The organism is Streptomyces sp. DSM 42067 (assembly GCF_055792885.1).
This window is the reverse complement of sequence record NZ_CM147706.1, coordinates 2,703,227-2,715,142: the sequence shown is the minus strand read 5'-3', so window position 1 is coordinate 2,715,142 and position 11,916 is coordinate 2,703,227. Positions and strand designations below refer to the sequence as shown.

Sequence of the window (11,916 nt, the reverse complement as noted above, 5' to 3'; positions counted from 1 at the left end):
TTACGGAAAGGCGTCAGTTGTGGCCGAAGCGGCGCTGCTGTTTACGGGCAACATCAGCGGGGTTGCCCTGCGGTATCTCCGAGTGCGCTTCGGTCGCGACCGATTTCGCCTCCTGCGCCGCGTGCTCGGCCTGCGAAGCGCGACCCTGCTGGGCACCCTGCTTGCGGTTCTTGTTCTTGGCCATGGTGATCTGCCTCCTGTGGGGGATCTGGGGGCCAGAGACGGGACCAGATTCACATACGATGACAAGCGCCGCATTTCAGAGAATTACCGTGCGTAATAAGGGATGCAGGGAAGCGATCCGCCGATACGCCACGCCGAAGATCGAGTTCGGGCCGTTAACACCCGTATGGTCGGGCAGACTCGAAGGAAACCCGAAGCAGACCCGCACTCGTGTCAATTGCGGGCCTCCGAAGAACCTTGAGGGAAACCTCGAGGAAATCCCCAGGGAAAGAGGGTGGATCGCGTGGACCGCTGCATCGTCCTGGTGGACGCCGGGTATCTGCTGGGGGCCGCCGCGAGTCTCCTCGCCGGGGAGCCGTCCCGGTCCCGGATCACCGTCGACCACGCGGCCCTGATCCAGGGCCTGCGCGAGCGCGCCGAGTCGGATACGGAACGGCCGCTGCTGCGCATCTACTGGTTCGACGGCGCCCCCGACCGCGTGCCGCAGCCGGAACACCGCAGGCTGCGCGTGATGCCGCGGGTGACCGTCCGGCTCGGCGCCCTGACCCGCAGCGACGGGCGCTGGGCGCAGAAGGGCGTGGACGCCGCGATGCACGCCGAGCTCACCGAACTGGCACGCAACCGTGCCTGCTCCGATGTGGTGCTGGTGACCGGCGACGGGGATCTGCTGCCCGGCATGATGGCGGCGAAGGAGCACGGGGTCGCCGTGCACCTGTGGGCTGTCCAGGCCGCCGACGGCGACTACAACCAGTCCGAGGACCTGGTCGCGGAGGCCGACGAGCGGCGCGTCCTCGACCGGGCCTGGATCACCAAGGCCGTACGGGCGAAGGAGCTCGGCGGGATCTGCACGACGCCGCCCGCGCCCCGACCCGAGATCGCCGCGATCCTCTCCGCGCCGCTGCCCGAGTCGGCGCTCGCCGCGGCGGGCGAGCGGCCTGACGGTGAGCCGTCCGGGGTGCAGCACCCGCCGGCGGCCCGTACGGGAAACGGGACGGGCGAACGCGGCCCGGCCGCCGCCAAAGGGGTGCCCACACCGAAGGACCTGGCCGCCCTGCGCGGCCCCGGCACGCAGGCGGCGCAGCATCCCGCGACCGCGACGCTGCGCTGGTCGTCCGACAAGGGTTGGGTCGACCGCACCGGCATCGCCGAGCCCGCGGAGGCGGCGTCGCTGCCGACGCTGGCCCAGCTCACGACCGCGGAGCAGGGGTGGGCCGACCGCGAGGAGGACATCACGACGGTCGGCGGCGACCCCTACGAGGTGGGACAGGTCTTCGCCCGCCGCTGGATGGAGCGGCTGCCGGACCAGAACCATGTGCAGAGGCTGTCCACCATGTATCCGCGGATCCCGCACCGGATCGACGGGGAGCTGCTGCGGTATGCGGCGCGTTTTGGGCTGCTCGCCCATAAGGATGACCAGATCGATGAGCATGACCGGTATGCGATTCGGGCGGGGTTCTGGCGGGAGGTCGATACGCGGACTGCGGCGGAACACGCTCCCGCTGGGGACTGAAGGGCAACCCCGGCGGGGGACGTCGGCCCCGGCGCAACCACTGGGGCTTCGACCCCTTAGGCTCGTCCCTTGTGAGTACGCGCACCGCACTGTCAGGACACGGTATCGATGCCGTGTGCGCCGTGCGGGGGCTGGTGAAGACCTATCCCGCCACGCGCGGGCGGCGCGGGGCGCCCGCGACGCCCGAGGTGCGGGCCACCGACGGCATCGACCTCGACATCCGGCGCGGTGAGATCTTCGGGCTGCTCGGGCCGAACGGCGCCGGCAAGTCGACCCTCGTACGCCAGCTGACCGGGCTGATGCGGCCCGACGCCGGAAGCATCGGCATCCTCGGGCACGACATCGTGCGCCACCCCGAGCGGGCAGCGCGGATCCTCGCCTACCTCGGGCAGGAGTCCACCGCCCTCGACGAGCTGACGGTGTCGCTCGCCGCCGAGACCACGGGGCGGCTGCGTGGACTCGACGCGCGGAGTGCACGGGCCGAGCGGGACGCCGTCCTGGACGAACTCGGTCTTGGCGGCCTTGCCGGGCGTCCGCTCAAGAAGCTCTCCGGCGGACAGCGGCGCCTCGCCTGCTTCGCCGCCGCGCTGGTCGGCGAGCGCCCGTTCCTCGTACTCGACGAGCCGACGAGCGGCATGGACCCCTTGGCGCGCCGCGCCGTGTGGGCCGCCGTCGACAGGCGCCGCGCCGAGCGCGGCACGACGGTGCTGCTCGTCACCCACAACGTCATCGAGGCCGAGACGGTCCTCGACCGGGTCGCGGTCCTCGACCGCGGCCGCGTCATCGCCTGCGACACCCCCGCGGGGCTGAAGGAGAAGGTCGCCGGGGAGGTCCGGGTGGAACTCGTGTGGCGCGAGCGGGCGCCGCTCGACGTACCGGAGGTCGCCGCGCTGCGCGGCTTTGCCGTCGAGTCCGGCCGCCGCTGGGCGCTGCGCCTGGCCCCGGACGAGGCCCGTGCCGCGGTAGCAGCGGTCACCGGCGGCGCCGCCTTCGCGGCCCTCGACGACTTCACGCTCGCCACACCGAGCCTGGAGGACGTCTACCTCGCCCTCGGCGGCAGCGAGAACAGCGTGAAGGGCTTGGTGAAGTCGTGACGGCTGCCCACCGTGTGACCTGGGCCGATGGCGCACACAGCGCACATGGGAGCGTCGACGGCCCGGACAGGAGTGGTGTGCGATGAGTGCCGTGCCCTTGGAGGCCCCCGTCCATGCGGGCGGCGGCAGCGACGGTGGCGGCGGAGAGGCCGTCCGCGGTGCCGCCGCGGTGCTCGCACCGCCCGCCCGCCTGTTTCCCGCCCTCGCGGCCGTATACAAAGCGCAGCTCTCCCGGGCGCGGGTCGCCCGGATTCCGCTTCTCTTCGTGGCCACGTTCCAGTCCATCGGGATCATGATCCTGATGCGGGGCGTCGTCGACGGCGGGGGAGAGGCCAGGGCAGTCGTGGCCGGGTCGTCCGTCCTGGTCGTCGCGTTCGTCGCGCTGAACCTGCTCGCCCAGTACTTCGGGCAGCTGAGGGCGGACGGCGGGCTCGACCACTACGCGACGCTGCCCGTGCCGCCCGCCGCCGTCGTGCTGGGCGCCGCTGCCGCGTACGCCTCCTTCACCGTGCCCGGCACGGTCGTCACCGCCGTCGTCGGCTGCACCCTCTTCCAGCTGCCGCTCGCGCACCTGTGGGTGCTCGTCGCGGTGATCCCGCTCGCGGGTGCCGCGCTCGCCGGGCTCGGCGCCGCCCTCGGGCTGCTCGCGCCCCGGCCCGAGCTCGCCACTTTGCTCGGACAGCTGGGCATGTCCGCCGCGCTGCTGCTCGGCGTGCTCCCTCCGGACCGGCTGCCGTCCGTCGTGCAGTACGCGCGTGACCTGCTGCCTTCCACGTACGGCGTGGAGGCCTTCGCCCGCACCTTCGGTCCACACCCCGACTGGGCCGCGGTCCTCCTCGACCTCGCCGTCTGCGCGGCTGTCGGCGTCGTGTCGCTGACCGTGGCCACCATGGCGTACCGCCGGGCAGCCGTCCGGTGACGCGTCCGGCGGCCCGGACTGGCACGATGTCAGGGTGACCGCACCGCTGACGCCACCGCCGCACCAACCGCCCCCGCACAACCCCTGGCAGGCTCCGCCCGCCGGAGGACATGCGGTGCCTCCTGTCTCGTACGCATACGAAGAGGACGGCCCCGGGATGAAGACCGAACTGCGGCAGGCCGCCGTGATCACGGTCGCGGTGGCCGTCGGCGGTGTCCTGCTGGGACTGCTGTGGCTCTGGCTTGCGCCGCGTGTCCCGCTGGTCGCCGACGACAGCGCCGTCTATCTGAAGGACACCGAGGGCGAGCAGGCGATCGCCGTCGACGGCACCTTCACCCTGCTCGCGCTCGCCTTCGGTGCGGTCAGCGGGCTCGTCGTCTTCGCTGTACGCAGGCGCGGCGGCGTCCCGCTGGTCGTCGGCCTCGCCCTGGGCGGGCTGCTCGGCTCGGTGCTGGCCTGGCGGCTCGGTGTCTGGCTCGGACCGGCGCAGGACGTGGTCGCGCACGCCAAGGCCGTCGGCAAGGGCGTCACGTTCGAGGCTCCGCTGAAGCTGAACGCCAAGGGGGCGCTGCTGGCGTGGCCTGTTGCGGCCATGGCCGTGCATCTTGGGCTGACCGCGCTGTTCGGGCCGCGGGATCCTGAGCCGTACCCCGGGCCGTACGGGGCCCAGCCGCAGCCGTAGGAGGCACCCGCCGTCGTGGTGTTGTGCCCACCCTGCCCAGCTACTGCTGGGAGGTGTGCCCCCAGCCCTGCGGAACGCGTGCGCACAACCACGTCAACGGCGGTGCGTCACGCGCGGCCGATCGGGGCCACCACCGCGTCCGTGAGCGTCGCCAGATCACCCGGGGCGAGTTCGATCTCCAGGCCCCGGCGGCCCGCCGAGACGCAGATCGTTTCGTGCTTCTCCGCGGACGCGTCGAGCACCGTGCGCAGCTTCTTGCGCTGGCCCAGGGGTGAGATGCCGCCGCGGACGTACCCGGTGGTGCGTTCCGCGGCCGCCGGGTCGGCCATCGCCGCGCGCTTGCCCGACACCGCCGACGCCAGTGCCTTCAGGTCGAGTGAGCCGGAGACCGGCACGACGGCGACCGTGAGCTCGCCGTCGACCTCGGCGACGAGGGTCTTGAACACCCGCTCCGGCGACACCCCCATGGCCTCGGCCGCCTCCTCACCGTAGGAGGGGTGCGCCGGGTCGTGCTCGTACGCGTGGACCGTGAAGGACGTGCCCGCGGCGGTGAGGGCCACGGTCGCCGGGGTCCCCCCGGACTGGTTCTGCTTCTTCGACTTCTTCGCCATCCGGCTTCTCCACTGCGGCAGTTGAGACTTGTCGTCCGTCGTCCGTCGTCCGTCGGCCGTCGTCGACGCCCGTACGCGTCAGTTGAGGCTGGTCGGCGCGCGGGTCAGCTCCGTCGCGGGCAGCGACGGCAGATGACGGATGATCGCCGTCTCGGTGCGCAGCAGCCTCAGTTCGTCGCGCAGCCGCGACGCCGTGTCCGGCGCCTGCAGCAGCCGCTGCTTCGTCGGGGTGTCGAGCATCGCGGCCGCGGCCACCAGATACGACACGACCGACGGCTCGTCCGGCAGCTCCGCGCCCGTCGACAGCGACCGCTCGCGCGCTCCGGCCAGCCGCTTCTGGTACGTACGGAAGGCGCGCAGCACCCCCTCGGCCAGGGCGCCTGCCTCGTCGCCCGGCACCTCCGGCAGCTCCTCCAGTTCGGCGGTCAGAAACGCCCCAGAGGCGTCGACCGAGCGCAGCCGGACCCGCGTGGTGCCGGTCGCCAGCAGCTCGAAGGTGCCGTCCTCGCGCTCCCGTATGGTCGCCGCGTCCGCGATGCAGCCGACGCCGTGGAACGCCTTCACCGGGTCGTCGCCGAAGCCGGCGGCCGGGCCGCGTTCGGGCTGTGCCGTCTGGTCGGGCAGGCCGGGTGCGCTGGGCGCCACCTCGTGGCCGTCGCGGATCGCGACGACGGCGAACCTGCGTGGTTCGCCCTCGGGCGTCTTGAGAAGCTCGCGCATCATGGCGCGATAGCGCTCCTCGAAGACGTTCAGAGGCAGGACGAGCCCCGGGAACAGCACCGAGTTCAGAGGGAAGAGCGGGAGCCGGACGGTGGTCACGACGTTAAAGACTAATGGTCGCCGGGGGCTATTGACCGCCGGTGCCCCTCCTGCACGGGGCGGCTGCGGAGCGGCATGGCGGACGCGACCGCTATGCGGACGCCGTCACGCAGCTCCAGGAACTGTCCGAGCGGATCGTCGGAGACCCGGTCCCAGGGGAACGAGGTCGCGTACGGGCCGGTCAGCCGCAGCTGCTCCAGGGCGTCGTCCCAGCGCTCCAGCCGGACGAGGACGTAGACGAGGAGATTGCGGACCTCCGCGGGCCAGGGGTCGGCGGCCGCGTACTCGTACGACAGGGCGATCGCGAGGTCGGCGGCCGCGTCGAGACGCTCGCGGGGCACCAGCGCGGCGAGACCGACCGGGCCGCCGCTCGGATCGCTCGTCAGATACGCGAAGGCGGCGCGCACGGGAAGCGCCTGCACCAGGGAACCGGGCAGCGCGTCCTCGGCCGCCCGCTCGGCGAAGTCGAAGCACTCGCGGTGCGAGCCGTACCAGGCGGCCGACAGGTACTTGAGCGCCGCCACATGGCAGCCGTAGTGGTGCGGCGAGCGGCGCACCGCCTCGGCCCACAGCTCCTCGAAGACGGTGTGCGGGGCGTTCGTGCCGCGGGCGTGGTCCAGGGCGATGCGCCAGGGCACCGGGTCGCGGTGGTCGCCGTCCGCGGCGGCGGCGATCAGCGGGGCCACCTCGCGCAGCAGCTCGGCGCGGGCCGGGGACTCCCAGCCGCGGGCGACCGCGAGCTGCGCCTTCACCAGCAGCGCGTCGGGGTCGTGCGGCGCGGCGAACTGCCAGTACGTGAACCACTCGGGGCGGGACTGCGCGAAGCTCGCGAGACGCATCACGTACCGGTCGCGGTTCTCCCACTCGGCGGCCTCGCGGGTCCCGGCCAGCAGCTTGGCGGCCATGTCGTACTCGCCCCGGCCGGCGGCGACGAGGGCGGGTGCGAGGCGGTCGTCGGGTGCGTCGAGGAGCACCTCGTCGTCGGCGGGCAGACCCGCGGCGAGGCGCGCGGTGTGCCTGGCCATCCGGGCGGCGCGAAGCAGCGCGTGCAGCAGTGCCATGGTGCGGCCACACCTCTCTTTGCGCCTAAACCGGCGCCGCTCTCGCGGACCTGGTTGCTCGCCGTTCGGGTTGCTCAATTGCTGGTTGCGGTGTGAAGACCGCTGAAATGCAGCGATGGTTGTCCGCGCCCGATAACGGTTCAGCCTCTGCGCAGCAGCCGCGTTGCCCCCGCCGCCACCGTCGTCGCCAGGATCCAGCCCACGATGATCAGCGCCGCCGCGGCCCACTGCCAGCCGCCGTGCAGCTTCCAGTAGCCCTCCTGGCCGAGGTCGATGACGGGCAGTAGCAGGTCCAGCGCGAACAGCGAGGCGTTCCAGTCGGGATGCTCCCCGCCGCCCTTGAGGGGCGGATGGTCGGTCTGCGAGAACGCCACCGCGCTCACCGCCCACAGCACGGTCATCCACACGGCGGCCCGCCCGGGCCGGTACCCGTACGCGACCGTCCAGTCCTGCACGTATCCCCACAGCTTCCCGGCGAGCGGCAGCGTCTCGCGGCGGCGGCGCTGCTTGGCGAGCAGCACCTCGCGGGCGTCGGCGTCCTCACCGCTGTTGCGCAGCACCGTCGCAAGCCGCTCATACGGCTCCGGGTTGTACTCGGGCGTGGCCGCGGCCACCCAGTCCAGCCGGCGTGCGAGGGGGAAGCTCCGGCGCGGCACAAGGTTCTCGTACGCGAAGCCGCCCATGGCGAGACCGCCGGGGCCGGGCCAACTGGCCGCCATGTCCACGAGATTGACGATCCTCGCCCCGGACAGCACGACCCGGCCGCGCTCCGGCCGGCGGCCGAGGAAGCGCAGCTCGGGCGTCTGTATGCGGCGCAGCGACAGCTCCTGATCGTCCTCCATGACGAAGTGCGCCTGTTCCAGGTCGACGGCGTCACCGAACCGCCCGTCGTCGAGCCGGATCCCGCCCAGGCACTCGAAGTGCTGGACCCGGGTGCCGCGGGCCGGCGTCGTGCCGCTCGTCAGCACGGGATTGCCCAGGCCCGCCGGGGTCAGATAGAGGGAGCGCTCCACAGTCAGCTGGGGGGCGTTCAGCGCCCTGCGGCCCTCGGGGTTGGCCAGCCGACTGCCGCGCAGGCTCAGCGAGACGCCGACCTTCGCGCCGCGCAGGCTCAGCTCGCCGTGCGCCTGAAGCATCTCGGCCTGCAGATCCTGGCCCACGGTCAGCCCGTCCGCCATGATCGAACGCCCGCGCCGGTCCCGGTGCACGACTGCCTGGTTGAGCAGCAGATCCGTGCCGATCTGGGCGTCCGTCAGACGTATCCCGTTGTGAAAGCGGCACCGCGGCAGATGCAGATCGCCCTCCGTGTGCACACGGGCCGCTTCCAGCCGGGGGATCGAGCAGTCGACCAGCCGGACCGTGGTGAACCGGGCCTCCGGCAGCAGGATCTCCTTGTCGAACCGGCACGCGTTCATCTCGACATACGGGACGACCGTCCCGCCCGCGAGATCGAGAAGGTCCGTGATCTGCACCCCCACCAGCTTCAGCGCGGAGACCCGCCCGGCCAGCGCGGGCGGCCCGTCCAGCAGCAGCCAGCACACGATCCGCGCCCGCACACTGCGCTCCGGGCCCCATGCGTGACCGCCGTGCGGATCGTCGACGGTCCGGTCGCCGCTGCTCAGGTCGTACACCGCGCCGCTGCGGAACGCCTGCCACATCCCGCGCTCGACGTCTGTGAGACCCTCCGGCGGCTCGCCTGTGCCCGTGGTGTCGACCACGTCTCTACTTCCTCCCCGTATGCCCGGAACCTCAGCTACTCGTGGGTTCGTACAACCGGTCATGCCCGCTCGGTGACCGGGTGAACGCCCGGAGTGGCGATTTCGTGTGCGAATACGGAGGGCCTGTACCGACCCGGCCAGGCCGCACGTGCGGGTAGCTGCGGATCATCCGTATCAGTGAATGCCGACCTGCGTATCAGTCACTGATACAGGCGTCCGGGCGCCGGCGCCGGTCTGAGAGAATTGGCCATGTGATCTCCCGAATCGATCTGCGCGGCGACGCCCTTCCCGAGGGCCCCGCCCTGCGCGACCTGCTGCCCCGAGCCGACTTCGACGTAGCGGCCGCCCTCGAGAAGGTGCGTCCGATCTGCGAGGCCGTGCATCATCGGGGCGACGCGGCGCTGATCGACTACGCGGAGAAGTTCGACGGCGTACGCCTTGACCAGGTGCGGGTCCCCGCGGCCGCGCTGAAGCGGGCCCTCGACGAACTCGACCCCGCCGTGCGCGCGGGCCTGGAGGAGTCCATCCGGCGCGCCCGCATCGTCCACCGTGAGCAGCGGCGCACCACACACACCACGCAGGTCGTGCCCGGCGGCACGGTGACCGAAAAGTGGGTGCCGGTCGAGCGCGTCGGCCTGTACGCGCCGGGCGGCCGGGCTGTCTACCCCTCTTCCGTGATCATGAACGTGGTCCCGGCACAGGAGGCAGGCGTCCCGTCCATGGCCCTCGCCTCACCGGCGCAGAAAGACTTCGGCGGCCTCCCGCACCCGACGATCCTCGCCGCGTGCGCGCTCCTCGGCATCGACGAGGTGTACGCGGCCGGCGGCGCCACGGCCGTCGCCATGTTCGCGTACGGCACGGAGTCCTGTGCCCCGGCCAACATGGTCACAGGACCCGGCAACATCTGGGTCGCCGCGGCCAAGCGGTACTTCACGGGGCGTATCGGCATCGACGCCGAGGCCGGGCCGACCGAGATCGCGATCCTCGCCGACGACACCGCCGACCCGGCGCACGTGGCGTCCGACCTGATCAGCCAGGCCGAGCACGACCCGCTCGCGGCCGCCGTCCTCGTCACCGACTCCCCGGACCTCGCGGACGCGGTCGAGAAGGAGCTGGAGCCGCAGGTCGCCGCCACCAAGCACATCGAGGACCGGATCGTCCCGGCCCTGAGCGGCAAGCAGTCCGCGATCGTGCTGGTGGACGGCCTGGACGAGGGCCTGCGGGTCGTCGACGCGTACGGCGCCGAGCACCTCGAGATCCAGACCGCGGACGCGGCAGCCGTGGCGGACCGGGTGAAGAACGCCGGCGCGATCTTCGTCGGCCCGTGGGCGCCCGTCTCGCTGGGCGACTACTGCGCCGGCTCCAACCACGTCCTGCCGACCGGCGGCTGCGCCTGCCACTCCTCGGGCCTGTCCGTGCAGTCGTTCCTGCGCGGCATCCACATAGTGGACTACACGCGCGACGCCCTCGCGGAGGTCGCGCACCACGTGGTGACGCTGGCCGAGGCGGAGGATCTGCCCGCGCACGGCGCCGCGGTGAAGGCGAGGTTCGGATGGAAGGTTCCGGAGAGCAAGTGACTGACGTACGCATCGACGACCTGCCCGTCCGGGACGAGCTGCGCGGCAAGTCCCCGTACGGGGCGCCCCAGCTGGACGTGCCGGTCCGGCTGAACACCAACGAGAACCCGTACCCGCTGCCGGAGCCGCTCGTCGAGCGGATCACCGAGCGTGTGCGCGAGGCCGCGCGGAACCTGAACCGCTACCCCGACCGGGACGCGGTCGAGCTCCGCACCGAGCTCGCCAAGTACCTGACGCGCACCGGCAAGTACCCGGTGGGTCTCGAGAACGTGTGGGCCGCCAACGGCTCCAACGAGGTCATCCAGCAGCTGCTGCAGACCTTCGGCGGCCCCGGCCGCACGGCCATCGGCTTCGAACCCTCGTACTCGATGCACGGGCTGATCGCCCGCGGCACCGGCACCGGCTGGACCTCAGGACCGCGGAACGACGATTTCACGATCGACGTGGCCGCGGCCGAGAAGGCCATCGCCGAGCACCGGCCCGAGGTCGTCTTCATCACCACGCCCAACAACCCCACGGGCAACGCGGTCCCGCCCGAGACGGTCCTCGCGCTGTACGAGGCCGCGCAGGCGGCCAAGCCGTCCATGGTCGTGGTCGACGAGGCGTACATCGAGTTCAGCCACGGCGACTCGCTGCTGCCGCTGCTCGAAGGACGGCCGAACCTCGTCATCTCGCGGACGATGTCCAAGGCGTTCGGCGCGGCCGGGCTGCGCCTCGGCTATCTCGCCGCGCACCCGGCGGTCGTGGACGCGGTCCAGCTCGTACGGCTGCCGTACCACCTGTCGGCCATCACCCAGGCCACCGCGCTGGCCGCGCTCGAACACACCGACACGCTGCTGAAGTACGTCGAGCAGCTGAAGGCCGAGCGCGACCGGCTGGTCGCCGAGCTGCGCGCCATCGGCTACGACGTGGTCGAGTCCGACGCCAACTTCGTCCAGTTCGGGCGGTTCGAGGGCGACGGCGGCGCGCACGCGGCCTGGCAGAAGATCCTCGACCGGGGCGTCCTGGTCCGGGACAACGGAGTACCGGGGTGGCTGCGGGTCAGCGCCGGCACCCCCGAAGAGAACGACGCGTTCCTCGACGCGGTCCGTGAACTACTGAGTTTTGTGGGGGACACCCCCACACCCCCGAAGGAGCAGAGCGCATGAGCCGCGTAGGCCGTGTCGAACGGAACACCAAGGAGACCTCCGTCGTCGTCGAGATCGACCTCGACGGCAGCGGAAAGGTCGACGTGTCGACCGGGGTCGGCTTCTACGACCACATGCTCGACCAGCTCGGCCGCCACGGCCTGTTCGACCTCACGGTGAAGACCGAGGGCGACCTGCACATCGACTCGCACCACACCATCGAGGACACCGCGCTCGCCCTGGGCGCCGCCTTCAAGCAGGCCCTCGGCGACAAGGTGGGGATTTATCGATTCGGGAACTGCACTGTTCCCCTGGACGAGTCGCTCGCCCAGGTGACGGTCGACCTCTCCGGCCGCCCGTACCTCGTGCACACCGAGCCCGAGAACATGGCGCCGATGATCGGCGAGTACGACACGACGATGACGCGGCACATCCTCGAGTCCTTCGTCGCCCAGGCGCAGATCGCCCTGCACGTCCACGTGCCGTACGGGCGCAACGCGCACCACATCGTGGAGTGCCAGTTCAAGGCCCTTGCGCGGGCGCTGCGTTACGCCTCCGAGCGCGACCCGCGCGCGGCCGGCATCCTGCCGTCCACGAAGGGCGCGCTGTAATCCC

At 71.8% G+C, this 11,916-nt stretch carries 12 protein-coding genes; 7 read left to right on the top strand and 5 right to left on the bottom strand.

Going from position 1 to position 11,916, the window contains the following annotated elements:
- Positions 1-13 precede the first annotated feature (13 nt).
- Positions 14-184: a hypothetical protein gene (locus ACSMXV_RS12720; protein ID WP_181659590.1), complete on the bottom strand. Its 171-nt coding sequence runs from the start codon at positions 182-184 to the stop codon at positions 14-16.
- A 282-nt stretch (positions 185-466) separates the two neighbouring features.
- Here ACSMXV_RS12720 and ACSMXV_RS12715 point away from each other — a divergent pair, with 282 nt between their 5' ends.
- From ACSMXV_RS12715 to ACSMXV_RS12700, 4 genes are all read left to right on the top strand, one after another.
- Complete coding sequence (locus ACSMXV_RS12715) at positions 467-1,693, top strand: NYN domain-containing protein (RefSeq protein WP_473177744.1); 1,227 nt, start codon at positions 467-469, stop codon at positions 1,691-1,693.
- Positions 1,694-1,764: 71 nt separating this feature from the next.
- A complete protein-coding gene (locus ACSMXV_RS12710) occupies positions 1,765-2,787 on the top strand; it encodes an ABC transporter ATP-binding protein (protein ID WP_473177743.1) in 1,023 nt (340 codons plus the stop codon).
- A gap of 82 nt (positions 2,788-2,869) precedes the next feature.
- Positions 2,870-3,706: an ABC transporter permease gene (locus tag ACSMXV_RS12705; protein WP_473177742.1), complete on the top strand. Its 837-nt coding sequence runs from the start codon at positions 2,870-2,872 to the stop codon at positions 3,704-3,706.
- A gap of 34 nt (positions 3,707-3,740) precedes the next feature.
- Positions 3,741-4,388: an AAA family ATPase gene (locus ACSMXV_RS12700; RefSeq protein WP_473177741.1), complete on the top strand. Its 648-nt coding sequence runs from the start codon at positions 3,741-3,743 to the stop codon at positions 4,386-4,388.
- 107 nt (positions 4,389-4,495) lie between these two features.
- On the opposite strand, the gene ybaK is transcribed toward ACSMXV_RS12700, so the two are convergent.
- From ybaK to ACSMXV_RS12680, 4 genes are all read right to left on the bottom strand, one after another.
- Positions 4,496-4,999: a Cys-tRNA(Pro) deacylase gene (gene ybaK, locus ACSMXV_RS12695; RefSeq protein ID WP_181659593.1), complete on the bottom strand. Its 504-nt coding sequence runs from the start codon at positions 4,997-4,999 to the stop codon at positions 4,496-4,498.
- 78 nt (positions 5,000-5,077) lie between these two features.
- On the bottom strand, positions 5,078-5,818 hold the full coding sequence (locus ACSMXV_RS12690; RefSeq protein ID WP_473177740.1) for an LON peptidase substrate-binding domain-containing protein: 741 nt from the start codon (positions 5,816-5,818) through the stop codon (positions 5,078-5,080).
- An 11-nt stretch (positions 5,819-5,829) separates the two neighbouring features.
- On the bottom strand, positions 5,830-6,879 hold the full coding sequence (locus ACSMXV_RS12685) for a hypothetical protein (protein WP_473177739.1): 1,050 nt from the start codon (positions 6,877-6,879) through the stop codon (positions 5,830-5,832).
- A 140-nt stretch (positions 6,880-7,019) separates the two neighbouring features.
- A complete protein-coding gene (locus ACSMXV_RS12680; RefSeq protein ID WP_473178913.1) occupies positions 7,020-8,537 on the bottom strand; it encodes an oxidoreductase in 1,518 nt (505 codons plus the stop codon).
- 311 nt (positions 8,538-8,848) lie between these two features.
- Between ACSMXV_RS12680 and hisD the strand changes: the two genes are divergently transcribed.
- From hisD to hisB, 3 genes are read left to right on the top strand one after another with little or no spacing between them, the layout of a single operon-like run.
- The gene (hisD, locus tag ACSMXV_RS12675; protein WP_473177738.1) at positions 8,849-10,174 is read left to right on the top strand and encodes a histidinol dehydrogenase; all 1,326 of its coding nucleotides are present in this window, start codon (positions 8,849-8,851) and stop codon (positions 10,172-10,174) included.
- Positions 10,171-11,322: a histidinol-phosphate transaminase gene (locus tag ACSMXV_RS12670; protein WP_473177737.1), complete on the top strand. Its 1,152-nt coding sequence runs from the start codon at positions 10,171-10,173 to the stop codon at positions 11,320-11,322. The genes hisD and ACSMXV_RS12670 overlap by 4 nt, the downstream gene beginning before the upstream one ends.
- The gene (gene hisB, locus ACSMXV_RS12665; RefSeq protein ID WP_351296698.1) at positions 11,319-11,912 is read left to right on the top strand and encodes an imidazoleglycerol-phosphate dehydratase HisB; all 594 of its coding nucleotides are present in this window, start codon (positions 11,319-11,321) and stop codon (positions 11,910-11,912) included. The genes ACSMXV_RS12670 and hisB overlap by 4 nt, the downstream gene beginning before the upstream one ends.
- Positions 11,913-11,916: the final 4 nt, after the last annotated feature.